The 25,353-nt window shown below is 32.9% G+C and carries 27 protein-coding genes; 4 read left to right on the top strand and 23 right to left on the bottom strand.

The genetic code is table 11. The annotated features are described in order from the left end of the window. Position 1 precedes the first annotated feature (1 nt). From V6246_RS04245 to tpx, 3 genes are all read right to left on the bottom strand, one after another. On the bottom strand, positions 2-2,422 hold the full coding sequence (locus V6246_RS04245) for a DNA translocase FtsK (RefSeq protein ID WP_341559107.1): 2,421 nt from the start codon (positions 2,420-2,422) through the stop codon (positions 2-4). A 159-nt stretch (positions 2,423-2,581) separates the two neighbouring features. Next, positions 2,582-2,953 (bottom strand): diacylglycerol kinase, encoded by a 372-nt coding sequence (locus V6246_RS04240; protein ID WP_042498714.1) that lies wholly within the window; start codon positions 2,951-2,953, stop codon positions 2,582-2,584. Continuing rightward, a complete protein-coding gene (tpx, locus tag V6246_RS04235) occupies positions 2,946-3,452 on the bottom strand; it encodes a thiol peroxidase (RefSeq protein WP_341559105.1) in 507 nt (168 codons plus the stop codon). Before tpx ends, V6246_RS04240 begins: the two co-directional genes overlap by 8 nt. A 522-nt stretch (positions 3,453-3,974) precedes the next feature. On the opposite strand from tpx, the gene katG reads away from it, so the two are divergent. The 3 genes from katG to V6246_RS04220 all read left to right on the top strand — a co-directional run bounded on the left by katG (position 3,975) and on the right by V6246_RS04220 (position 7,845). Continuing rightward, on the top strand, positions 3,975-6,149 hold the full coding sequence (gene katG, locus V6246_RS04230) for a catalase/peroxidase HPI (protein ID WP_445818984.1): 2,175 nt from the start codon (positions 3,975-3,977) through the stop codon (positions 6,147-6,149). 68 nt (positions 6,150-6,217) lie between these two features. Further along, entirely contained in the window at positions 6,218-6,688 is a 471-nt protein-coding gene (locus V6246_RS04225; RefSeq protein WP_341559104.1) for an ankyrin repeat domain-containing protein, read from the top strand. A 101-nt stretch (positions 6,689-6,789) separates the two neighbouring features. Beyond that, the gene (locus tag V6246_RS04220; RefSeq protein ID WP_341559102.1) at positions 6,790-7,845 is read left to right on the top strand and encodes a flavin monoamine oxidase family protein; all 1,056 of its coding nucleotides are present in this window, start codon (positions 6,790-6,792) and stop codon (positions 7,843-7,845) included. Positions 7,846-7,901: 56 nt separating this feature from the next. On the opposite strand, the gene V6246_RS04215 is transcribed toward V6246_RS04220, so the two are convergent. The 19 genes from V6246_RS04215 to nhaC all read right to left on the bottom strand — a co-directional run bounded on the left by V6246_RS04215 (position 7,902) and on the right by nhaC (position 23,691). Beyond that, positions 7,902-8,240 (bottom strand): VF530 family protein, encoded by a 339-nt coding sequence (locus V6246_RS04215; protein ID WP_341559101.1) that lies wholly within the window; start codon positions 8,238-8,240, stop codon positions 7,902-7,904. Positions 8,241-8,443: 203 nt separating this feature from the next. Beyond that, on the bottom strand, positions 8,444-9,220 hold the full coding sequence (locus V6246_RS04210; RefSeq protein WP_341559099.1) for a hypothetical protein: 777 nt from the start codon (positions 9,218-9,220) through the stop codon (positions 8,444-8,446). Between the two features lie 136 nt (positions 9,221-9,356). Then, a complete protein-coding gene (locus V6246_RS04205; RefSeq protein WP_341559098.1) occupies positions 9,357-9,890 on the bottom strand; it encodes an Imm26 family immunity protein in 534 nt (177 codons plus the stop codon). Positions 9,891-10,058: 168 nt separating this feature from the next. Beyond that, on the bottom strand, positions 10,059-11,603 hold the full coding sequence (locus tag V6246_RS04200) for an SEFIR domain-containing protein (RefSeq protein WP_341559097.1): 1,545 nt from the start codon (positions 11,601-11,603) through the stop codon (positions 10,059-10,061). Positions 11,604-11,645: 42 nt separating this feature from the next. Further along, positions 11,646-12,215 (bottom strand): hypothetical protein, encoded by a 570-nt coding sequence (locus tag V6246_RS04195; RefSeq protein ID WP_341559096.1) that lies wholly within the window; start codon positions 12,213-12,215, stop codon positions 11,646-11,648. Between the two features lie 155 nt (positions 12,216-12,370). Continuing rightward, the gene (locus V6246_RS04190; RefSeq protein WP_090841142.1) at positions 12,371-12,910 is read right to left on the bottom strand and encodes a DUF4274 domain-containing protein; all 540 of its coding nucleotides are present in this window, start codon (positions 12,908-12,910) and stop codon (positions 12,371-12,373) included. A 258-nt stretch (positions 12,911-13,168) separates the two neighbouring features. Beyond that, positions 13,169-13,555, bottom strand: coding sequence for a hypothetical protein (locus V6246_RS04185; protein ID WP_341559093.1), 387 nt, complete (start codon positions 13,553-13,555; stop codon positions 13,169-13,171). A gap of 122 nt (positions 13,556-13,677) precedes the next feature. Then, complete coding sequence (locus tag V6246_RS04180) at positions 13,678-13,827, bottom strand: hypothetical protein (RefSeq protein ID WP_193743950.1); 150 nt, start codon at positions 13,825-13,827, stop codon at positions 13,678-13,680. Between the two features lie 313 nt (positions 13,828-14,140). Beyond that, entirely contained in the window at positions 14,141-14,497 is a 357-nt protein-coding gene (locus V6246_RS04175; protein WP_159020519.1) for a DUF6567 family protein, read from the bottom strand. 245 nt (positions 14,498-14,742) lie between these two features. Next, positions 14,743-15,768 (bottom strand): NAD-dependent epimerase/dehydratase family protein, encoded by a 1,026-nt coding sequence (locus V6246_RS04170; RefSeq protein WP_341559090.1) that lies wholly within the window; start codon positions 15,766-15,768, stop codon positions 14,743-14,745. 60 nt (positions 15,769-15,828) lie between these two features. Beyond that, the gene (locus V6246_RS04165; RefSeq protein ID WP_341559088.1) at positions 15,829-16,398 is read right to left on the bottom strand and encodes a Crp/Fnr family transcriptional regulator; all 570 of its coding nucleotides are present in this window, start codon (positions 16,396-16,398) and stop codon (positions 15,829-15,831) included. 152 nt (positions 16,399-16,550) lie between these two features. Further along, complete coding sequence (locus tag V6246_RS04160; protein WP_341559086.1) at positions 16,551-17,210, bottom strand: peroxiredoxin-like family protein; 660 nt, start codon at positions 17,208-17,210, stop codon at positions 16,551-16,553. A 58-nt stretch (positions 17,211-17,268) separates the two neighbouring features. Further along, positions 17,269-18,441: an MFS transporter gene (locus tag V6246_RS04155; protein ID WP_341559085.1), complete on the bottom strand. Its 1,173-nt coding sequence runs from the start codon at positions 18,439-18,441 to the stop codon at positions 17,269-17,271. An 85-nt stretch (positions 18,442-18,526) separates the two neighbouring features. Further along, on the bottom strand, positions 18,527-19,411 hold the full coding sequence (locus V6246_RS04150) for a helix-turn-helix transcriptional regulator (RefSeq protein ID WP_341559084.1): 885 nt from the start codon (positions 19,409-19,411) through the stop codon (positions 18,527-18,529). A gap of 85 nt (positions 19,412-19,496) precedes the next feature. Beyond that, the gene (locus tag V6246_RS04145) at positions 19,497-20,498 is read right to left on the bottom strand and encodes a radical SAM protein (RefSeq protein ID WP_341559083.1); all 1,002 of its coding nucleotides are present in this window, start codon (positions 20,496-20,498) and stop codon (positions 19,497-19,499) included. A gap of 192 nt (positions 20,499-20,690) precedes the next feature. Then, positions 20,691-20,948 (bottom strand): DUF6952 family protein, encoded by a 258-nt coding sequence (locus tag V6246_RS04140; RefSeq protein WP_133966124.1) that lies wholly within the window; start codon positions 20,946-20,948, stop codon positions 20,691-20,693. 49 nt (positions 20,949-20,997) lie between these two features. Next, a complete protein-coding gene (locus V6246_RS04135; RefSeq protein WP_042503454.1) occupies positions 20,998-21,306 on the bottom strand; it encodes a thioredoxin family protein in 309 nt (102 codons plus the stop codon). Between the two features lie 138 nt (positions 21,307-21,444). Next, positions 21,445-22,083 (bottom strand): peroxiredoxin, encoded by a 639-nt coding sequence (locus V6246_RS04130; RefSeq protein ID WP_042498751.1) that lies wholly within the window; start codon positions 22,081-22,083, stop codon positions 21,445-21,447. A 141-nt stretch (positions 22,084-22,224) separates the two neighbouring features. Then, complete coding sequence (nhaC, locus tag V6246_RS04125; protein WP_341559081.1) at positions 22,225-23,691, bottom strand: Na+/H+ antiporter NhaC; 1,467 nt, start codon at positions 23,689-23,691, stop codon at positions 22,225-22,227. A gap of 93 nt (positions 23,692-23,784) precedes the next feature. Between nhaC and V6246_RS04120 the strand changes: the two genes are divergently transcribed. Continuing rightward, positions 23,785-24,807, top strand: a complete 1,023-nt coding sequence (locus V6246_RS04120) for a metal-dependent hydrolase (protein WP_341559080.1) — start codon at positions 23,785-23,787, stop codon at positions 24,805-24,807. On the opposite strand, the gene V6246_RS04115 is transcribed toward V6246_RS04120, so the two are convergent. Beyond that, positions 24,804-25,349 (bottom strand): pyridoxamine 5'-phosphate oxidase family protein, encoded by a 546-nt coding sequence (locus V6246_RS04115; RefSeq protein WP_341559079.1) that lies wholly within the window; start codon positions 25,347-25,349, stop codon positions 24,804-24,806. The genes V6246_RS04120 and V6246_RS04115 overlap by 4 nt on opposite strands. Positions 25,350-25,353: the final 4 nt, after the last annotated feature.

Below are 25,353 nucleotides of genomic sequence, written 5' to 3'. Positions count from 1 at the left end.
ATTATATTTCATTTTCTAAATGCTGATCTAATGCTATTAAATCGGTTACTAACACTTGTCTGGCTTTACTACCTTCAAACGGACCAACAATACCTGCGGCTTCTAATTGATCTATAATTCGGCCGGCACGATTGTATCCTAATTTTAATTTTCGTTGTAATAACGAAGCAGAACCTTGTTGTGCTGTAACGATAACTATAGCAGCATCTTTAAAGAGTTTATCTCTATCTGATATATCTATATCAAGACTTGTGCCACTTTCTTCACCAACAAATTCTGGTAATAAATAAGCCTCAGGATAAGCCTTTTGCGCACCAATAAAGTCTACTACTTTCTCAACTTCTGGAGTATCTACAAAGGCACATTGTATCCTTATCATATCATTTCCTTGTGTATATAGCATATCTCCACGACCAATAAGTTGGTCGGCTCCTCCGGCATCTAAAATAGTACGCGAATCGATTTTACTAGATACTCTAAAGGCTATACGCGCAGGGAAATTCGCTTTAATAATACCTGTAATAACATTTACACTTGGGCGTTGCGTTGCAATAATTAAGTGAATACCAATGGCACGTGCTAATTGCGCTAAACGAGCAACTGGCGTTTCTACTTCTTTACCAGCCGTCATAATTAAATCGGCAAACTCATCAACAACCAAAACGATGTAAGGTAAGTATTGATGCCCATCATTAGGGTTTAATTTTCTAGCTTTAAATTTAACGTTGTATTCTGCTATATTTCTACAAAGTGCATTTTTCAGCATTTCGTAACGGTTATCCATTTCTATACACAATGAGTTTAGCGTATGGATAACTTTAGTATTATCTGTAATAATAGCATCACCATCGTCTGGAAGTTTTGCTAAATAATGGCGTTCAATTTTGTTAAAAAGTGTAAGCTCTACTTTTTTAGGATCGACTAAAACAAACTTAACTTCCGCAGGGTGTTTTTTATAAAGTAATGAGGTTAAAACGGCATTTAAACCAACCGATTTACCTTGCCCTGTAGCACCGGCCATAAGCAAGTGAGGCATTTTGGCTAAATCGACTACAAAGGTTTCATTACTAATAGTTTTACCTAAAGCAATTGGTAAATGCATTTCTGAGGACTGAAATTTCTTTGAAGCGATAACAGATCGCATAGAAACTATGGTTGAGTTTTTGTTTGGTACCTCAATACCAATAGTACCTTTACCAGGAATTGGAGCAATAATACGAATACCTAAAGCGGCTAAAGATAGTGCAATATCATCTTCTAAATTCTTAATTTTAGAAATACGCACACCAGCTTCTGGTACAATTTCGTAAAGGGTCACTGTGGGTCCGATAGTCGCTTTAATGCTTGCGATACCAATTTTATAATTACTTAAAGTTTCAACAATTTTGTTTTTGTTTTCCTCTAATTCTTCTTGATTAATGGTAATACCACCAGTATCATATTGTTTTAATAAATCTAAAGGCGGAAATTGATATTTACCAAGTTCTAGAGTAGGGTCAAATTGTCCAAAATCTTCAACGAGTTTATTCGCTAAGTTGTCGGTTTCCGAACCTTCTTCAGCTACTTCAACCACTTTCATTTCTAAATCTTCCTCTACAACTTCTTCTTCAGCAACTTTAACTACAAGAGGTGTTTTATCTTCAACTGTAACTTTTTCTACTTTAGGCCTTACAGGAACTTCAACTGGTTCTAGTGGTGCTTCAATTGGTTTTTCTTCCTCTACAGAGATATTAAAAGCAGATTTGAAATCTTCGGCTTCTTCAGATAAATTATTATCCAAAGGCACGATAATATCTTCTTTCATATCAGATAGCTCGCTCTTTAAATTGCTCTTAGCCGATTTAAATTGATTCGCAATACTTTCAAACGTCACTTTAAAACGAATAGCCAAATAAGTAATTAAACCAAAAAGGAGTAGGAGTGCAACGCCTATTTTACCAATATAATCTTGTAGGTAGCTGTTAATTTCGAAACCTATAGTACCACCAAGAATTGCGTTTTTATTTCCGAAGAACCCTAAAAGAATGGACGCCCAAATAATGATTAATACACCCCAAAACCAATGTCTTCTTAGTTTTTCTTTATTGATGTTCATTAAAACGTACACACCAGATAGGCACATAAGACCGGCAAATATAAATGAAGGCAAGCCAAAACCACGTTGAATAAAGAAATCACTTAACCACGCACCAGATTTACTTAACCAGTTTTCCGTTTCGATCTCGCGATCTGCAAAATGAGACAAGCTGCTTTGGTCTGTTTCTCCTGTAAAAAAGAATGATATAAAAGAAATAGCTAGGCTTATACCAAGCGTAATTAAAAAGCTGCCTAATACTAGTTTTTGTTGACTAGACAATTTAAAACTAGGTAGTTCTGCTTTTTTACAAGGTGCTTTTTTAGGTTTAGTTTTACTTTTCGCCATTAATGCGTTTAGATTTCATGATTGAGGTCTTGAAGCGAGTTCAAAGATGTCATTATATTTATAACGACACAAAAATACAAATTACTAACGTTAACGAAACTATATTTTAAAAAATTGCAGAGCAAACCTGTAATTAACTCAATTTTAAAAGATGATTGTCTAGAAAATTTTAGGAATATAAATAATAAGACCAATAATAGAGGTGAAGATGGCTGCAATAAATACAGCTCCGGCCGCAATATCTTTTATTAAACCTATTTTTTCGTGATGCTCTGGATGAATAAAATCGGCAATAGCTTCAATGGCCGTATTAACACCTTCGGCACACATCACTAAAGCAATGGCCAATAGTTGAATAAGCCACTCGGTAGTAGATATATTGTAGTAAAACCCAGCGATAGTGACTATAACACCGAGTGTAAATTGAATTTTAATGCTGGCTTCGGTTTTAAGGAGCAATACAGCACCTTTAAAAGCAAAGCCAACACTTTTTAATCTATTTACTAAAAAAGATTCCTTTTTGTTACGCATCTAAAAGAGCTTCTAAAGCAGCTTTGTAGTTAGGCTCTTCTGTAGTTTCTGCAACTTGTTCTGTGTACAAAACAGTTCCTTTTTCATCTAAAACAACAACGCTTCTAGAGTGTAAACCTTCTAATGGGCCATCGATAAAATCTAAACCGTAAGCTTTACCAAAGTCTCCTGTTTTAAAATCGGATAAACTTACAACATCATTTAAACCTTCTGCACCACAAAAACGCGCATTAGCAAATGGTAAATCACGAGATACACATAATACTTTAGTGTTATCTAGTTCGCTAGCTTCACGATTAAATTCGCGAACAGATGTTGCACAAGTACCCGTATCTACACTAGGGAATATGTTTAAAACTACTTTGCTACCAGCAAAATCGCTTAATTTTTTTATTGATAAATCGTTTGCTGTTAAAGCAAATTCTGGAGCTTTTGTTCCTTTTGCAGGAAGATTTCCTGATGTATGTATTGCACCACCTTTTAATGTTACTGTTGCCATTATTTTATGTTTTATTAATTGTGTTGTAAAATTAAGAATAATAAGATGTTTAAACTATTTGTTTAATCTTTTTTTAATACTTATGCCCATGATTAAATCACTACAAATCAAATAAATGTATATAGCTAAGCGTTAATAAAGTGTTAAAGCGTAAATTAATCTAAACCAATTACGACTAAGCTACGTACATGTAGGAGAAAGTATATAATTGGGGTTTAAGGAAACAATAATTATAATACATTCAATATAAGAGGAATATAAAATCGAATTAATTAGTACTATAATATTACGATTATCTTAATTTACTAGGGATTTATTAAGATTATATGGAAAAGCTGCTTCAAAACTGAAGTGGCTTTTTTTTGTTCCATAAGTTAGGTTTGCGTAAATTTAGAGACAGATAATGGAACTCGGTATAAGAATTACTTATGATAAAATAAAAACAATCAATTTTATTTATCGTTTTCAGGTTCGCTAATAGAGTAATTTTATCAAAAATTAAAACGTAAAAATTTATATAATATGGATCATAACAACGGCGGTGACATGGGTAAATGTCCTTTTATGCAAGGCGCAATTACTACAACCGAAAAAACAGTAACAGATTGGTGGCCAAACACACTTAATCTAGACATTTTACACCAACAGGATACAAAAACAAATCCGTTAGGTGCAGATTTTGATTACCAAGAAGAACTGAAAAAATTAGATGTAGACGCTTTAAAGAAGGATGTACACGATTTTATGACAGATAGCCAAGATTGGTGGCCTGCAGATTGGGGACACTATGGTGGTTTAATGATTAGAATGGCATGGCACGCAGCAGGTTCATATAGATTAGCAGATGGTCGTGGTGGCGGTGGTACAGGTAACCAACGTTTTGCACCTTTAAACTCTTGGCCAGATAATGCCAGTTTAGATAAAGCGAGACGTCTACTTTGGCCAATTAAGAAAAAATACGGTAATACAGTAAGTTGGGCCGATCTTATTATTTTGGCAGGAACCATTGCTTACGAAAGCATGGGATTAAAAACCTATGGTTTTGCCTTTGGTCGTCAAGATATTTGGCATCCAGAAAAAGATGTGTATTGGGGCGCAGAAAAAGAATGGTTAGCACCAAGTGATGAGCGTTATACAGATGTAAACCATCCGGATACTATGGAAAATCCGTTAGCAGCCGTACAAATGGGATTAATTTACGTAAACCCAGAAGGTGTAAACGGTAAGCCAGATCCATTAAAAACGGCTCTACAAGTTAGAGAAACGTTTAAGCGTATGGCCATGAACGATGAGGAAACAGTGGCTTTAACAGCTGGTGGACATACCGTTGGAAAAACACACGGAAATGGAGATGCTAGTATTTTAGGTCCAGATCCGGAAAGTGCAGATGTAGAAGAGCAAGGTTTAGGTTGGTCTAACCCAACAAAATCTGGTAAAGGTAGATATACGGTTACTAGTGGTTTAGAAGGTGCTTGGACGACGAACCCGACAAAATGGGATAATGGCTTTTTCGAAATGTTATTTAACCACGATTGGGAATTACGTAAAAGTCCAGCAGGAGCACACCAATGGGAACCTGTAAACATTAAGGAAGAAGATATGCCTGTAGATGTTGAGGATATGACGACTAAGCATAACCCAATGATGACAGATGCTGATATGGCCATGAAAATGGATCCTATATATAAAGAAATTTCATTACGATTTAAAAATGATTTTGATGCCTTTTCTGACACATTCGCACGTGCTTGGTTTAAATTAACGCACCGTGACATGGGACCAAAAGATCGTTGGTTTGGACCAGATGTACCACAAGAAGAGTTAATTTGGCAAGATCCAATTCCAAAAGGAAATTACGATTATAATGTTGAAGCTGTAAAAGCTAAAATTGCTGCTACAGGTTTAAGTATTTCAGAATTAGTATCTACCGCTTGGGATAGTGCAAGAACCTTTAGAGGATCGGATTTTAGAGGTGGAGCAAACGGAGCACGTATTCGTTTAGAGCCACAAAAAAACTGGGCAGGTAACGAGCCAGCGCAATTACAAAACGTATTGTCTGTTTTAGAACCTATTGCTGCAGAATTTGGTATTAGCATTGCAGATACTATTGTTTTAGCTGGTAATGTTGGTGTAGAAAAAGCGATTAGAAAAGCCGGTATGGTTGTAGATGTTCCTTTTGCACCAGGTAGAGGCGATGCATCGCAAGAGATGACAGATGCAGAATCTTTTGAGTCTATGGAGCCGCTTGCAGATGGTTACAGAAACTGGCAGAAAAAAGAGTATGTGGTTAGCCCAGAAGAAATGTTGCTAGATAAAACACAATTACTTGGCCTAACAGCTGCAGAAATGACGGTTTTAGTAGGAGGTATGCGTGTTATGGGAACCAACTATGGAGGAACTAAACATGGTGTGTTTACAGAAAATGAAGGCGCTTTAACAAACGATTTCTTTGTAAACTTAACGGATATGATTTTCGAATGGAAATCACTTAACAATGGTATCTACGAAATTAAAAACCGTAAAACTGGCGAAGTTAAATTTACCGCAACTCGTGTTGATCTAGTATTTGGTTCAAATTCTATTTTGCGCGCTTACGCGGAAGTTTACGCTCAAGACGATAGCAAAGAAAGGTTTGTAAAAGACTTTGTATCTGCTTGGACAAAAGTGATGAACGCAGATCGTTTCGATATAAAATAATAATATTAAACATAGATTTTAGAGGAATGGTTTTTATAACCATTCCTTTTTTTATAAAAAAAATCCAAATGAAAGACATTAATAACTTATTTGAAAGCATAAAAAACAGAGATATTTTAACTCTAAAAAACTTACTATCAGAAAATCCTAAATTAGCTGAATCTACTGATGAGCGTGGCTTTACACCATTAATTTTAGCGACCTATTTTGATAACGAAGCTGCAACAAAAACATTGGTAGAACACAAAGCACCTATTAATGCCAAAGATGCCTCAGGAAACACGGCCTTAATTGGTGTAAGTTTTAAAGGTAACGTGGCTTTTGCTAAATATTTAATTGAAAACGGCGCCGATTTAAACGAAGTGAATACCAACGGAACCACAGCGTTAACCTTTGCTACACAATACAACAAAGTAGACATTGTTAAACTACTTTTAGAGCATAATGCTGATAAAACTATAAAAGATAACGCAGGAAAAACGGCTTTAGCTTACGCTGAAGAAAAGAAGTTTACCGAAATGGTTGCGCTTTTAACTTAGCAGAAACGTTGACTAAAATTAAAAACTGAGTTTAGAATTAAGGTTGTTAAAGTTTTTTTTAACTCAGTTTTTTTTAGGGTATCTTACTTATCTTTGACCTAATGAAGAAAAAAATAGTAATTATTGGAGGTGGACTTTCCGGTTTGTATTTAGGATATAAATTAAAAAAAGAAGGCTTCTCTATCCAAATTCTAGAGGCGAATAATAGAATTGGTGGAAGAATTTTTACCAAAAAAAATGATCATACAAAAGTAGAATTAGGCGCTACTTGGCTCTGGAGATACAATGAAGAACTTATAAAGTTGTGTGCTACACTACAAATTTCTTTATTTGAGCAAAACACGAAAGGTGATGCTTTATATGAAGCTTCAAATACCAATTTACCAGAACGTTTTCAATTGCCAGGAAACCAAGAAATTAGTTATAGAATTGTTGGCGGAACGGCAACTATTTTAGAAAAACTGTCTAACGATTTTTCCGAAGATGAATTGCAACGCAATCAGAAGGTTGTGCGCATTGACGATAAAGAAAATTCAATACACGTACTCACTGAAAATGCAACTTTTACTGCAGATATGGTTATTTCTACAATGCCACCAAAACTCTTAGTTAATACGGTTCATTTTTCTTCTCAATTAGACTTCAATCTTTTAGAAATTGCAAATAATACGCATACTTGGATGAAAGATTCCATTAAATTTGCATTGGTTTATAAAACTCCTTTTTGGAAAGAAAAAGGACTGTCTGGAGTTGGTTTTAGTAATGTAGGTCCTTTTACAGAAATCTATGACCATTCTGATTTTGAGAATAGTCATTTTGCATTAATGGGCTTTTTAAACGCAGGTTTAGCTAACGAAACCAAAGCGTACAGAGAGGAAAAAATAAGAGCTCAACTTTTTAAGTTCTTTGGTGAAGCTGGAAAAAATTATCTTTATTATGATGAAAAAGTTTGGAGTAAAGAAGATTTACTACATGTAGATCATACTACTTTTCTAAATCCACATGCAAACAATGGCCATCCAGTCTATCAACAAGCCTATTTAAATGGTAAATTTATAATTGCTGGCTCAGAAACATCACCAAGCTATGGTGGCTATATGGAAGGTGCCATTTATAGAGGCAACCAAATTGTGGAACAATTAAAAAATAAATTTTAAGCGATAGAAGTGGATTTTTAACTTCATGACTATGTTTTATAGCATTCTATTTAAATCTATTTCGCTTCTTCTTTTTCTTTTTCTTTTTCTTCTTTTCTTTCGTCTAGCATATCTAAATAAAGGTCTTCAACATGCTCTCTTGCCCAAGTTGTTCTTCTTAAAAACCCAAGACTAGATTTCATAGTAGGGTTGTAGATAAAACAGCGAAGATTAGTGCGTTCTCCCAAATAAGCCCAACCATAATGTGCTACCAAACGCTCTAAAACCTGTTTTAGTTTTACTCCATGAAACGGATTGCTTAGCTGTGCTTCTGTAGCTGGTTTACGTATGCGTTTAGGCTTTGGTTGCAGTTCTGTTTCTTTGAGTGTTTTAGATGGTGTCTTTTTATTAGCCAATTTGTTCTTTTTTTAGTGTATATTAATTGGTGTATATGCGGATATATGTTCTTCGCTGTTTACCCAAGCATAAGTCTCGTTAAATATTTGTTTTCCAATCGCTTTAAGTTTTCAATATCTTCAAGACTTACGTATCTGATTTTCATTTAGTTTTAGTGATGGCTGGTTTTAATCTCCATTTTTGTTATTAAAAAAAGACGTGTTTACTTCATTAATTCTATTTGAAATTCTGCTGCATTAAAAGCCATTTTTAAACCTAGTATGCTTGGTTCTTGTGGATGTTCTGCAAATAGTTCATTCAAGTATTTGGCTTGTTTCATCACGCTACTACTATCTCTTAAATACATGTGATACTTTAAGAGAACCAAATTAGCTAATATTTTGTCCGAAATATTTAAGTTCTTTTCTTTTAGAATATCATCAATGGTACTTTTTATTTTTCCGTCGTTTTCTGGTAATTCATCCAATAAATAAGCTTGGGCTAAATTAGGCTTAGATTTAGCTGAATAATCACTCTTATCAGACATGTTTAGTCTATAAGTCATTTTGTTGCCATTTAGAAAATACCATCGCGTATAAGAATCATTCGCGATGTCTATTTCTTTTTCAAATAGTTGTTCTCTTGTATTCCAGTTTGTATATGCCACTAAAAGCTCATGGCCATCGTCTGTTTTAAGAATAGCCATTTTTATTAAATAATTTCTATCTCCTGGTTTTTCAATCTCAATTTCCAAAGGCATCTCTACTGAAACATACGTTTTTATAGCTTTCAATATAGACAAAACATCTTCAGTACTTGCCATTGGAAACAAATTCTCTCGTAAAAATAAATCAATATAGAGATAATGTGTTAAATAGAAATCATCGGCTGTTAGATAGTTAGCTTCATTAAGTTGATCCGATTTTATTATAATTTTTTCAGATTGAGTATATCCAAAACTGGTTATGAAAATTATGGCTATTAATAATATTTTATGCATGTTTTTAGTTTGTAATTTTTAGAGGGAGAATTTAATTTTTATAAAATTAGATTGAAATAGGACTTTTACAAATTATAAATCAATACTATTTTTTGATGGTTTTTAGAGAAGGTCTTTAGCTAAAAATTATTGGGTTTTACTTGTTTTTTACCATAGTACTTTTGTTGTGCGTTCGGCTTTCTTCAAGTCGTTTTAATATTCTATTTTCTAAATCAATAGGAAACCATACAGTTGAAAATTCATATTCTTTAAGTTTTACTTCCTCTCTTGTAATTGGAGTTTCTTTTTTTGTACTAAAATCTCTCAATCTAAATCCGATACCTCCAAATACCATTTTAAGGTTATTGTAGTTTGAGTCTTTATATTTATCATAGTTTTCAGTTTGTTCGATTATTTTCCACCTTTTTTTAATAATTCCATCCCAGAATATTTGAATAGGTGAATACATAATTCCAGAATTTATTACTTGTTTTAAATCTGAATTAGCACAACCGATGTAGTTGAAAATTTCCACTAAAACAGAAGAACTTGTTTCTATGACTCTTCCAAACGCAAAGTTTTTAGATAAATCATCTTTTGTCAGTTTCACTTTCAGTTTCCAATCATCTTTTGGCATAAATAAGGGAATACAAAATACTGCTCCTATTATTTTATCTTTATTGACTTTCATTCAGCTGCATTCAAGGTTCTAACGTAACAAACGTTGATGTGTATGGTTAGTTGCGTGGTTAAGCACCTAATTTAGCAAATAAATCACAGATAGAATATTCCGCAGGAATGTTCGTAAGTCGGCAGTGACCAAGCAATTAATTATACACGGTGTTGTGGGTAGTTTTTATTATTCGGGCTTATTTATTAAATCATTAAAACTTTCTACTTTCTTCTTTTTAATAACTGGCTTTTTTTCGGCTACTTTTGAAAACTCAATAATACTTTCATCTTTTAATTTTGAAAACAAGATATTTTGATTTTCTTTTTGTCTTAAATCAAGAACTTCTTTCTCTCTGAAAAATACAGGTATTATATCATCAGATAAGTCACAAAAAGAAACTAGTATATATTTGTTGGGTGAATTGTCAAAATCTTTAATAATCATTTCATATTCTATTCCAACACCACTTTTGAAATTATTTGCTTTTTCTTTATAGCCTTTAGAAAGAAGAACTAAGACTTTCGGATAATCTGTTATGATACTGTGCATCATTTTTCTAAAATCTAATGCTGTTTCTTGTTCTGCTTTGAATCTATCTATTTCAGAATTAAATCCATTATCTCTTAAAAAATTATTAAGAGAAAGAACTTTGTCTTTGTGATTTTCATTGTCCCAACTATAAGTAATAAAAACCTCATTTTTTGATTTAGGATTATTTTCCAAGCTTAAGTTTTGATTATTAGCTAAAAGAGGTTTGAGTAATTTTATATATTTCTTTTCGTTGGCTAACCATTTTTTTATAATTTTAAAATACTTGGCTTCTCTCTTTGAATAATCGGTCAAGAGCTTATTTTGGGTTAGAATATGTTCTTGATTTAGTAAATCAATTTCATATTTATCCTTACTTGAAATTAGTTTTTTTTCAAGTAACTCAGGTGTGTTAATTGATTTTAACGATTCTTTAGTGATTAAAATCAATAATTCAACTAATTCTCCTTGTGTTCTGCATTTAAATTTTGTTTCGCCTGAAAATCGATTAAATTCTGGTTCATAAAGAAAATAGTTTATTGGAAATTTACCCTTTAATTTTTCTTTATGTCTAATAAAATAGGGAAGACTTGGAAATGTTTTTAACCATTTTTGAAATATTGAATACAATATATTCAAATCTGTTTTTGGTTTTGAAATCGGATTAGCAAGATTTTCTAAAAACTCTAATAATTGTTTTCTTTTCCAATTAGGAAAATCAAAACTAGTTGGTTTTGTTTTTTTTACCCAATTTTTGATGCTTGAATAATATTGAGTTCCACCAATATTTGGGATTCCAAAACTGTCAATATTGTATTGAATGTAATCTGTTATTTCTTTAAACCAATTCTCTTTTTCTATTGATTCTGAAATGAAATTTTCAGTATATTCAAAATGCTTTAGTATTTTAACAGGCAAGTTGTTGTAATTCTCTTTTTTAAACCATTTTTTTTTAGCAATTTCTCTATGAGATTCACAACAGTCTGGAAAGTTTAAAAACCAATCATCTAATTGATTTTTTACACTAGAATGATACTCACAACAGTTTGGGAAATTTTCTATTTCATTAAACTCAGCAAATGGTTTACAATCATATCCTGGTTCAAAAATATTGGCCCCATCAATTTGAACAAAAGGTTTTGTATTTAGTTCTTTCAAAAACTTTTCTCCGTTTGGGATTTCTATTTGATAATTTTTATGCATCGAAAGTTTATTTTTTCAGAGTAGGCGAGAACAAGCAATTACTTATAGCCATTTTTGTGGGTAGTTTTTATCTTCTTTTAAGTCATTTACATAACATTTTAAATTGTCGTATATTTTAATAAATACCTTGTGTAAATATGGTTTTACATTGCTAAAATTCAAATCTTCATCTAAATCAAATTGGTGATAACCATTCATAAACTGCTTGATATTTTGTCGTTCTATAGCTGGTAAATCTTGAAACGGGTCATTATTCTCAGGGTTATGATAATTTGATAAGTGAATAAAACCACAACCAAACTTATAGACAGAATTAGTCCAACCTTTTAATTCATTTGATAAGTCAACCATTTTTCTATCCGTTATCAGTCTATTATTCTCTTCTCTCCATCTTTCTCCATTAAATGTTCTATTGATTAACCTTATTCTTTCAGTTTGGTCTTGATGTAGCAGATAAATACACCTAACCATTGAGTCTAATTCTTGTCTAAGTATAGAAATAACTTGACCATACATTTCTTGAGGAAACAAAAGTTCAACAGCTGATTTGTTTTCTTCAGATCGTTTTTCTACTAATTCGCAAAATTCAATTATTTGATTGTTATTCGTCATTTTTTCAATTACCCACAACGGTTACGTATAAGGATAGTGCGTTGTTTGTGTGCGTGGATTTTCCGAAGGAAAATCATAAGCAAGCAAACGCGCATTTACTCTTGATTAGGTACTAAACTAAGCATTATTTTTATACAATGTTGTGCGTTCGTTTTTTATTCTATTTCGTATTTCTCAAAAATTCCTTGTTTTAGTAAATCAAGTTCAGGTGGAAACCCTTCTATAAAATCTTTCGGTTCATCAACTTTTTTACCTTCCACTTTTTCGAACATTATTTTCGGTATATCTCTAACGATTTTCTCATCTAAATAGTCATTTGTCCAATCGTAGCCTTGTTCATCACTTTTGGGATTATACTCAAATATATTTTGTTTATAAAAGTTTTTTAAATAATTTCCTTCTATTTTTTCCGTAAATTCAAAGTCATTCAAGGAATATTTTTCTTTAGAAATTAAGTCTTTTTTGTCCTTAAATTTTTTCCAATATCTTGGTGCCGATTTCCAATATATCATTAATGCGGTTCCTTTATCAGTTAATGGATTATCAGTAAGCCAATTCAAAAATACGGATGAACTGTCCCAATTCCATTCCATAGCCATTTGATGCCAAATTGTAGGTGTAGTCGTTTTTGCATATTCTATAATAAGGTCATTTAATATTTCTTCAAACCTCTCGTCTGTAATTTTTTCTTTCATTGATTTTAGCTTATTTTTCTTTCAACACGATTTTGGTAAATGACGCACAACGGTCTCGGCTATGATTAGTACGGGAATAAAAAGGCACTTTTGTTTCCGTTTAAGCAAATAGCCGAATCTTTTTGTTTGTTTTTATCTTTTCATTTTAAAAGCCAAATCCAAAAGATTTGGGGGACTTCATAAATATACTCAAACTTAGAGTTAAGCACCAAAGCCCGTATTAATTATAGCCATTGTTGTACACAGTATTTTTTTCCACTAACAGTATAATTCAGAGTTCTTTTCGTGTTTAATTTCATCTCCATAATATAAATACCAGTCCACGATTCGGTCGTCAATTCGGTCATAAATATCGTCATCAGTATATGGTTGGTCTTCAATATTCAATCTGTCTAAATCTCTATTTATTTGTTCAATTGTGTTTTTGTCAAAAAGCTCTTTATCGGCTAGTTTCTCTCTTAAGAAGCCGATAAGAATTCCGTGACATTTTTCATTAAAATTTCCGTTTCCATTTCGATGAGCTTCATCACGCAATTTTTCGATTGCTCTTAATAACTCTCCTTGTACAAATTCTGCTTGTCCAGATTTAGGAACAAAGTTCTGCCAGATATATTTTCCGTTTTCTAAATATTCTTCTTTAGTCATTTTCTTTTTATTCGCACAGCTTGAAATTAGTACTATTAAAATCAGATAGAGTGTTTTTCTCATATTGTGTACAACTATTATATATACTCAGTTCTATTAATCATATCCAGCTTATAACAACACTAAAAGCAAGAACCTGCAATAGGTCTTTCAATACAATTTCCTGCGCCAAAACAAACGGTTTCTGTTTCGCAACCGCCTTCTTCTTCGGTGCAAGAGCTAAAACCTAAGGAAATGGTTGCTACGAGTATAATGTGTTTTAATATCTTCATCTGTTTCATTTTATGTTTTCTTCATATTTAAAAAACATAAGCAACGAATTTACTTTGTTTCTGTAAAAGAATCAATACGTATAACTGCGTATTTTTCTTTAACCATAGCAAATTACAAAAGTTTGTTTAATGGATTTTACGGGTTTCCGTAATTGTAGAATAAAAATTAAGTAAAAGAGGCCTTTTAGTTATAGAAAAGGGCTTTGATGCTTTTTTATTATAAAAAGAGTAGGAGGAAAGGAGATTAAAATGCTCTAAAAGGAGGGACTTTTAGGCATTTTTGAGAGTTTTGTGAAATGGTTAGCAACTTTGATTATTTAAACTCAATAATTTCTGCAGACATTGTTGCTGTAATTCTCTTTTTTGTTTCCGTGATATCTACAGATACATTAATAAGAGTTCTGCTGCCAACTAATTCTACACCTGCAGACTTTGCTTTTTTTAGTAGATTTGTTTTTGCCTGAGAAACAATGCCTTCTTTGTTTGTTATGTTACCAGTCATTATTTTCTCTGTAGCTGTTCCTGAAAAGCTACCTAATACATTGAAATTAGAACTTGTTAAAACGGTTTGAGTTTGGTTGTGTTGTTGGTAGCCTCCTGAGTATAAACTCGGTGATTTACAAGATGTAAATGCAGCAGTAACTGCTAGAATTAAAATAATTTTTTTCATTTATTGGGGTTTTAATTTTGCCTACTTCTTTTTTTGTCTCTTTTTGGCTTGTTCAGACATTGTTATTTATTTGATTTTATTTAACCTAGTTTATAGTTAATTAATTAGTGTTTTGCTATAACTGAATGCAAATTATAACAGTCCAATCAATCAATTTTACGGGTATCCGTAATTGTAGAATAAAAGGCGTAAAAAAAGCCCAAAAAGTTGGGCTTTGTGTAGTTTATCGATATTGAAATGCATTATTAAGCGTTCCAATTTTCTTTTAAATATCGAAGAGCTTCTTCTAAGGCTTGTTTAGATGGTTTTGGGTTAAAACCTAAAATGCTTTTAGAAGCACTAATATCATAATCTTGTTTTAATCCATAAAACATATCGAGATAATGCCTTTGGAGTAAAGGTTCTTTTCCTGTTATTTTACTACTAAATTCCATAAGCCCAGCAACGGCGTATAATAGACATTTTGGAACTGTTTTTGGGGTTTTTAGTTTTAATTCGGGATACAAATTAGCCGCAATTTTCACACTGTCTTGTAAGGTGGTGTGTGTAGGATTCGATAGAATGTAACGGGTTTGATTTTTACCTTTCAGCATGGCTTGGTAAGCGCCAAAGGCGACATCTTTAACATCGACCCAGTTTAAGGTTACGTTGGTATCTACAGGAATTTCGCCTTTTAAAATTTGATGCACCAAATGGTTAGAATAACTTAATTTGTGAGCATGACTACCAATCATGGCGGATGGTAAAATGAGTACGGTTCTAATACCGTATTTTTGCCCTAATTTTAAGGCTAATTTATCGGAATCGTTTTTAGAATTATAATACCAATTTCTACGGTCTTTGTTATAACCATTATTAACGTTGGCGGGCAAGGTGGTAAAATCTAAAGAGGCTACCGAACTTACGTAAACAATATGTTTTATACCGCAGGCTTTCGCAACGTCGAATAGGTTTTGGGTGCCTTTTAGATTGTTATCGTAAATTTCGGTTTTAGGATCTTTGGCCCACATGCTAAAGTTTGCCGCTACGGCGTATAAGTGGGTTACATTTTTAAATGCTTTTTTTAGAGAGGCTGTATCTAAAAGGTCGGCCTGTAACACATCGCAATCTAAACCCTCAAAAGGAGCAGAGTTGTTGATATCTCTAACTGTGGTTCTAACATTTTGATTTTTTGAAAGTAGTAAACGGATTAAATTATTGCCTAAATGGCCGTTTCCGCCTGTAACTAATGCAATATCTTTTTTTGTATTTTCAATGTTATCTTTGCTCATGTTTTTATTTTTTGTTTGAGCAAAGGTCTGTGCTTATTGATGTTTTAAAAATAACATTTGTTAGAAAGTGATTTGTTTTCTAATACGACTTAGCGATTGTGGCTCCATGCCTAAAAAGGATGCTATATTATCTATAGAAACGTTTAAAGCTAGATTTGGATGTTGTTTTATAAACTTCTCATAACGTTGTTTTGCCGTTAATATCTGAAAATCTTTAACGCGTTCGAGCTTACAATTTAAATGTTCGTTTGTAACGGTTTTTATAAAATCGCTCCAAAAGTCAGTTTCGGTTTGTAATAGGTTATAATCGGGTTTTGAAATTTTCAATAGTTTGCAATCGGTAATGGTTTCATAGTAATCTGGAGCAGGCGTTTCGCTCATAAAACTATCTAATGAGGTAAAAAAATCTTGTTCTGGTACTAAATGCTGTACTACAATTTTGCCATCTAGGTTTTGATATCCTTTTACAATACCTTCACTTAAAAAATAAACATAGCGTTCCGTTTTTCCGGCTTCTAGCAGTTTGGTTTGCGCTGAGACTTGTTCGCTAATAAAATACCGTTCTACTAAACGAATATCAGTTTCAGTTAAAGTAAATCGCGATTGAATATAGTTTAGCAAATTTTTCATGGTTGTGCTTTAAAGTAGAGTGTAGGTTCTAACCTGTGAAAAACGAAGATAATTGAAATTGATTTAAGGGCAAGTGCTCATTAAAACTAAAAACCGCCAAGCTTCCGCAAGGTGGTATTTCGTAAATGCTAATTTATTTTCAACTGTTACTCTTAAAGTGTTTTTAATACCTCTAAAATTTCTGAAATTGAAGCTCTTTTGCGGTAATCGGCATCTAAAAATGCATATTGCACAAGTCCTGTTTTATCAATAATATACGTTGCTGTAATTGGTAATTCGCTACTATCATCGCCATTATAGTTTTTTAAACCTACTCCGTTTTTATAAACTTCGGCTAAAGCGTCTGTTAATTTATACGATAGGCCATATTGCTTGGCTACTTTGTTTCCAACATCGCTTAGCACCTCAAATTGTAAGTTGTGTTTTTCTTTAGTAGACAAAGATTTGTCTGGTAACTCTGGAGTTAAGGCTAATAAATTTGCTCTATATTTTTTAAATTCTGGTAAGCTGTTTTGTAAAAACTGTAAGGTTAAATTACAATACGGACACCAGCCACCTCGATACCAGGTTAGTATTACCGGACCTTGGTCTAAGGTGTTTTGTAAATTTGTGCATTCACTTAAAGCATTTTTTAAGGTAAAATCTATCATGTTATCGCCAACATTAATAGCGCTTTCTTTAAAATGAGTTGCAATTATAGCTTCAAGATTTTCGGTTGTCATTGCTTTTTGTGCATCTGTGGCTTTGGTTTCCCAACCGGCTTGTTTTGCGCTTAGGGCGTCTTGTAATGCGGTATGTTCTAGAATGCTCATAATGTATAGTATTAAGTTTTTACTTCTATTAAAATGCGATCTTTAGATGAGATACGTGTTATTTTGATTTTCTTGTAACATGAAAGGTTAAAGCAATGGCTGCTAGAGTAAATCCGAAAATGGTTAAACCCGTCCAACCATATTTACTAATTACCGATACACCAACCGCTGAACCAACTGCAGCTCCTATATAGTAAAATAACATATAGACAGCGTTTGTTCTGCTTCGTGCGTTTACATCTATGGCAAATACACGAACTTGGTTTGGTATTTGAGATCCAAAAACACCTAAATCTAATAGTATAATACCAATACAGAGTACTACCATATTATTTTGCCCGAGAGCTAATACTACAAAGCTTAATAGTACTAGAGAAATAGAGACTGTCATTACTTTTCGAGCTCCAATTTTATCAACCCATTTTCCTGCTATTTTGGCTCCAAAAATACCAGCAGCTCCAACAAAACCTAATAACCCAACTTGTTGTACCGATAGTAAAAAAGGCGCGTCCATAACATGAATCGCAATAGTAGCCCACATAGCATTAAATGCAGCAAACCAAAGCGCACCAACAAAAGCAGCTTCGCGTAATACGGGTTTTGTTTTAACCAAAGTAAACATAGAAGCGAGTAGTTGCGTGTATTTTAAATTGGCCGTAGGTTTGTTGGATGGTAAGGCAATTTGTAGAACCACACCAATAATAGCAGCAATAATAGCTGCACCTAAAAATACAGCACGCCAGCCAAAATGTTCGGCTATAAAACCACTTAACGTTCTCGATAATAAAATACCGGTTGTTAAACCCGTCATTAACGTCGCCATAACTTTTCCTTTATTTTCAAGAGTTGATAAAGATGCGCCTAATGGTATTAATTGTTGGGTGATGTTTGCTCCTAAACCAACCACAAAAGTGGCGGTTATTAAAACGGCAAAATTTGGTGCTAAATACACCCCAAGTAAAGCGATTACTAAGGTTATAGAAAGATTTCTGATTAGTAATTTCCGATTCATGACATCGCCTAAAGGGGAAATAAAGAAAATAGCCATAGCGTAACCTATTTGTGATGCCGATGGTATAAAACCTAAAACACCATCACTTAATTCTAACGATTTCCCTATGGATGGTATTAATGGCTGATTGTAATATAAATTGGCTGCTGTTGCGGCTATGGCAGTTGCCATAATAAATAGCAATTTTGTACTTAAAGGTTTTGGTTCTATATGGTCCATTGTGATATTCTAATTTTATATAGAACAAAATTACCAAAGATCACAACCATTTATAAGGTGAGTAACTCATAGAAAATGATACTTTTTAAGGTAGTTTTCTAAAAACGGCAGGCGTGATACCTTCGTTGTTTTTAAAAAATTTGACGAAGTTGGTAGGTTCATCAAAACCCATAGCGTATGCAATTTCGGTAACAGAGCTGGTGGTTTGCTGCAATAAGGCTTTGGCACGCAACGTCATGTAATTCGATAATACTTTTTTAGCAGTGATGCCTGTTGCTTTTTTTACACATTCCGATAAGTAAATAGGAGTGACGTGTAATACTTCTGCGTAAGCGGCAATGGTTTTATATTTAGAAGTTTCTTGTAGAATTAATTCTTCAAAATCGGCCGTGATTTCTTGGTAGCGCTTAAGCGGAATAGTGCCACTGGCATTACCTGCAACGCGTTTTATTTGAAGTAATAGCACTGTAAGATAGGAGCGAACTAATTCGACTTTATGTGTGTCTTCTTTATGAAATTCCTCGTAAATGGTATCGAACAGGTTTTTAATTAACGGTAAATCTATTAATGCTAATTTGTAAGATGGATTGGAGTTTAATTTAAAAAAAGGAAACTCGTGCTGAATTTCATATTGATGCTTTTTAGGTTCAAAAAAATCCGATCCAAAAACAAGGGAATACCCATCACCATCAAGATTACCTTCAAAAGTTTGCACCGAGAATAATTGCAATGGCGAATTGAAAGCGATTGCATTGGTTAAATCATCAACTTTTGTGGCACCAATTTGTCTTTTAGATAAGTTATCGGCATAAAAATCGATGGTAAAAAAGGTCTTAAAATGTGGATTTAGTGCTTTTTTCGAGATGTTGGAGGTTTCATTAAATTTAAAAATATGAAAACCAGAGTGTATCGATGTGCTTTTTACATTAAGGTCTTTTAGTAAATCGGCAATCTGGTTGTAGGTTTTCATGTTCTGTTATTGAACTATGGTTTAATGGATTTGAATTGGAATATAAATGATGTTCCAGGTCAAGCATAGGGCTCTATATGATAAATTAATTTATCTCGTAATTCAATTTATCACTTGTATGTTTCATTAATTCAGCTTTTGAAGAGCACATATCCTTTAAAATATCCTTTTTTAATAATGTTCTTTTAGCATAACTATCATAAGTATCATTATTCCATTTAAAATCTTTTCGAAACAAGCTAGTAGGAGATATGTAGCAATATATGTACTTATTAATAACACTATCTATGGAAACACGATTGTTTAACTGACTAGGATTATGACTTAATAATTTAACATTACGTTTTGTAGATTCATCAATCAATATTTTATTAATGTTATCATATAAAGGTATTACTTTTTCAAGGCTAAAATTATTGTACTCCGTATCTCCTAGTTTAGTAATGGGCCTAATTTGTAAGATGTCAATATCATAATCATTAAATACTGTATAAAACGAGGCTAATTCTTCAAAATTATCTTCATTAAAAGTATAATTTATTCTAAGTACTACTGGATGTGTTTTTTTTAATTCGGTTATTATTTTTAGAGCATTTATAAATTTATCAAAATCACCTTTAGTCATCATAGACTCGTAAGATTCTTTTGTTACACCGTGTAGAGAAACTGTTATTTCAGAAAGGCCATTTACAACCCATTCTTTAACTGTTTCTTTGGTTAATAAATTAGCATTAGTAGTAAGGCTAATATATGGCACTTTGTATTTTGATGCCGTTTTGATAATCTCGTTAACATTTTTATATAATGTTGGCTCAGTACCACAGCCTATTTGAAGTTTTATAGCTCTTTTGAAAAAAGATTTTCCTAAATAATCTATTTCATTCTCAGGGAAAATACCTTTCAGGTTTTTGACGTAATTTTTATCTGTAAAATAACACATTTTACATCGTAAATTACAAGCATTTATAGGATCAAAGTGTACTGCTAAATATCTTCTTTTAGTAATATGTAATAAATAAATCCCCAAAAATTTGAGGCGATGATTTTTAATAGAATGGTTTAGTTTTATTAATTTATAAAAATTCATGGTTGGTTGGTTGGTTGGTTGGCTTTATTAAATATCACCCAACATAATGGGAATATAATCCTGGTTAATGAATTAAATTCGGGAGCAACGAAGATAGCAGAAAAATCTACAAAGACAAACATCATTTAAAACAAAAAACCACCCTGTTTTCACAAGATGGTTTTAAAATAAATACAAATTTTTCTTTTTCAATTATTTGTCGATAGAACCCAACACACGTTGCATAAAACTGTTTACAGCTTCTTTTTTCGGCATGCCCTCTTTTATCATTTTATTCACTTCAATGGCGCCGTACATATTAGAAATAAGCTCGCCAATAACATCTAATTCTTCATCTTTTAGAGAAGAAACTTCGGTTAAAGCTTCAAGTGTTTCAATAGTTTCAACAACGTAATCTTCGTCGTTTTCTTCAATAAATTGTGTTAAATGTTTTATTACTGGTAATTTCATTTTTATATGGTATTAATCACGCTTTCGCGGAAAGGTCTTCTACTTTGTATTATATTACTTCGCTAACTAATTCTTTTAAAACATCGAATTTATTAGTTTGTACTTGCTTAACTAATTTGCCGCCTTTAAAGGTTGCAAACGTTGGTAAATTATCAACCGTAGCTAGTTTTCTAGATTCAGGAAACTTTTCAGCATCAACTATAACAAAAGATACACCTTCGTTTTCTGTTGCTAATTTTTTAAATTTAGGTTTCATAATTCTACAATTTCCACACCATGTGGCAGAATATTGAACAATTACAGTATCATTACTCGAAACGATTTCACCTAAATTATCTTGGTCTAATTCATTTATCATAACTATATTTTTTTTGGAGTGTGTATTTAAAACGATCTAATGGCTAAAAGAAATAGCTATTGCTGTTTTAAATAGAATTTTGAAGGCCTGCCTAAATAAATATGAGAGACAAACAGGCCTTAAAACTATTTTTGTTAACTAGTTAGCTGCTAAGTATGCTGCAGTTCCTTTTGCATTTGGAGCCATAGCTTCTTTTCCTTCTTCCCAGTTTGCAGGACAAACTTCACCTTTTTCTTGTACGTGAGTTAAAGCATCTACTAAACGGATGTATTCACCAACATTTCTACCTAAAGGCATGTTGTTAATACTTTCGTGTTGTACAACACCATCTTCGTCAATAATGTAAGTCGCTCTGTAAGTTACGTTATCACCTTCAACTTGTACAGTTCCAGTTTCTTCATCAAATGTTTCGTTAGTGATATCTAAAATACCTAAGATGTTTGATAAGTTTCTGTTACTATCTGCTAAAATTGGGTAAGTTACACCTTCAATTCCACCGTTATCTTTAGCTTGGCTTAACCATGCAAAGTGTACTTCTGGAGTATCGCAAGATGCACCAATAACAATAGTGTTACGTTTTTCGAATTCTGGTAAAGCTGCTTGAAATGCGTGTAATTCTGTTGGGCATACAAAAGTAAAATCTTTTGGGTACCAAAATAAAACTACTTTTTTCTTGTTGTTAACTGCTTCTTCAAGAACGTTTACTTTAAAAGTATCGCCCATATCGTTCATTGCGTCAACGTTTAAATCTGGAAATTTTTTTCCTACTAATGCCATGTGTTTATGTTTTTATTTGTTAATTGTTTTCTGGGTACAAATATAAAACACATTTAAGGTTTTTAGTAAAATCCGAAATTTTAATTTCTTATTATTGAATAGTTTTTGTCTATTGAAATAAAATTTATTGATAATTTAATTCTATTTAGAAGTGAGTTGTCTAATTTTAATATTTAAGGCTGCAAACAACAATGTAGTAAACGGACTTAACCAGTTGAAAATGGCATATATAAAATACTCTGATATGCCAACACCCAAAACTCCAGATTGATAAGCTCCACAGGTATTCCAAGGGATAAGTACTGAAGTTACCGTACCAGAATCTTCTAACGTTCTACTTAAGTTCTCGGGTGCTAAACCACGATCTTCATAAGCTTTTTTAAACATTTTACCAGGAATTACAATAGCTAAATATTGATCGGATGCTATAATGTTTAAACCTAAACAGCTAATTACTGTACTAGCAAATAAACCAAATACAGAGGTTGCTACAGATAGCAAACCTTTTGTAATTCTTGCCAAGGCACCAATGCCATCCATAATGCCACCAAAAATCATGGCGCAAGTAATTAAATAGATAGTCCAAAGCATACCTTTCATACCACCAGCAGAAAAGAGCTCGTTTAGTTTTTCGTTATCGGTAGTAATTTGGGTATCGGTTAAAATAGAAGTTGTGATGGTTGAAATTTTAGAATCTCCCAAACCATTAAGGATTTCTGGTTGAAAAACAAAAGCAAAAACAGCCGCTAATAAAACACCCGTTACTAAAGCAATAAGGGGTTTCGTTTTTAATAGAATTAAAGCAATTACAGTAACTGGTACCAAAAACAACCAAGGTGTAATATTAAATGTACTAGCAATAGTGATTAATAAACTTGAAACATCGGCACTTCCGGTAGTATCAACATTCATGCTTAAAATAGCAAAAACAATTAGGGTAATTATTATGGTAGGTATGGTTGTAATGGTCATGTACCTAATATGCGTAAATAAATCTGTTCCGGCCATAGCAGGAGCAAGGTTAGTGGTATCACTTAAAGGAGACATTTTATCTCCAAAATAAGCGCCAGAAATTACAGCACCAGCAATCATACCTGGAGGAATACCTAAAGCCGTACCAATACCAACTAAAGCAATACCTACGGTAGCCGATGTGGTCCAAGAACTTCCTGTTGCAATAGAGATTACAGCAGCAATAATAACAGATGCCGGTAAAAATATATTGGGGCTAAGCACTTGTAAACCATAATAAACCATAGCAGGAATTACGCCACTAACAAGCCAAGTACCTGCTAAAGCACCAACTAAAAAAAGAATCATAATAGGGACAAAAACACTTTTTAGGTTGGCCCAAACTTCGGTAACCATGCGGTTAACAGATACTTTGTTGTAAAAACCAACTATAGCAGCAATTGCGCCACCAATAAGCAAAATAAATTGATTAGAATATTCTCCAAACCATTCGCCATCTTCATAAGTGATGTTGTAAAACAATAAACCCATTAGAAGAATTACAGGAATTAAAGCTTCCCAAATATTCAATTCTGAGTTTTCAATAATTGTTTCATGGTCTGCTTTTATCTCAGAAATATTCTTGTCGTCGTGCATGCTATCAATTTTGTACCGTAATGTTACGATTTTAGTTGAATGTATGCAAATAGAAATACTTCCTTACTTTTGCCATTCAATTCAAAAAATAATATGGATTCATTAACTCAAATCGTTTTAGGTGCTGCATGTGGCCAAGCTGTTTTAGGTAAGAAAATAGGCAATAAAGCACTGTTATTTGGTGCAATAGGTGGCACAATTCCCGATTTGGATGTTATTGTTGGTGGCTTAATTCATCAAAATAAAATTGATGCTATGCTGTTTCATCGTGGTTTTATGCACTCTATTTTATTTTCTGTTTTGGCTGCTTTTTTCTTGGGTTGGTTTGTTTTTAAGGTCTATAACACCAAAAAACGTATCGATACAACAAGCCAAAGCGATTGGGTAAGTTTGTTTTTCTGGTCGCTTTTAACCCATCCCATATTAGATTGTTTTACACCTTATGGCACGCAATTGTTTGCACCATTTAGTAATTATAGAGTAGCCTTTAATAATATTGCTGTGGTCGATCCGTTGTATACAGTTCCTTTTTTGGTATGTATTATTGTCTTAATGTTTTTTAAGCGCACGTCAATAAAAAGAATAACTTGGCTAAAATGGGGTATAGGGATCAGTTCAGTTTATATGCTTTTTACGGTGGTCAATAAATTGTATATCGATTCGGTTTTTAGAACTTCTTTGGCAGAAAAAGAAATAGAATATTACCGTTACAGTTCTAACCCCGCACTTTTAAACAATATATTATGGTATGGCATTGCAGAAACAAAAACGGGTTATTTTATCGCTAATTATTCACTTTTAGACACTAAAAGTAGCTTTATTAATTTTGTAGAATTGCCAAAACAACGCGATTTAAAACCTGAAGCTTATCAAGATATAAAAGATCTAGCTTGGTTTAGTAATGGTTATTATAGTGTGTATAAAATGGAGGACAATAATTATCAATACAACGATTTGCGTTATCCATTATTAGATGACAAAGATCCGAACTCTTCAGTATTTAAAATGAAACTTTTTAAAGAAGGCGACCGACTAAACATGATACCTTTCGAGCCAGAATCGAGAGATTTTAAAGCAGCTATCTCGAATCTGTGGGAACGTACAAAAGGAATTTAATCTTCTAAAATTTTGGTATCAAAACCATCAATACTTTGGGTGTTGTTTTCTTTCCAGTAGTTTTCAATACGGGTTTTACCTTGCTTTTCCGACCAAGAATTCAGCATACCGCGTTCCTCCTTAAAATCCATAAAAGGAATAGAGTAGCCGCAAGATGTTTGTACAGATTCTATATCCATAACAATAATTTGTCTAGAGCCTGTGTTTTTCTCAAACAAACCAATATGTTCCTGGTATTCCGCATCGCGCTCATGGTAGGTTATGGCACTACCATAAAGACGTAAAATCAAAGGTTTACCTTCAAAAGCACAAAACATAATAGTCATTCGGTTTTGTTGCAATAGGTGAGCAGCTGTTTCGTTGCCACTACCTGTTAAGTTCAACCAAACTATTTTATTAGGCGATAAAACCCGTAGCGAATCATGTCCCTTTGGCGAAATATTTATGCGTCCATCACTGGCCGCTGTGCCAACAAAAAATATATGTTGAGCTTTAATAAAATCTTCAATTTCAGGAGTTATGCTCGGTGTAAAATCACTCATTTAA

Origin of the sequence: Algibacter sp. TI.3.09, assembly GCF_038154905.1 — a bacterium.
GTDB lineage: Bacteria > Bacteroidota > Bacteroidia > Flavobacteriales > Flavobacteriaceae > Algibacter.
This window is presented reverse-complemented; position numbering and strand designations above follow the sequence as displayed.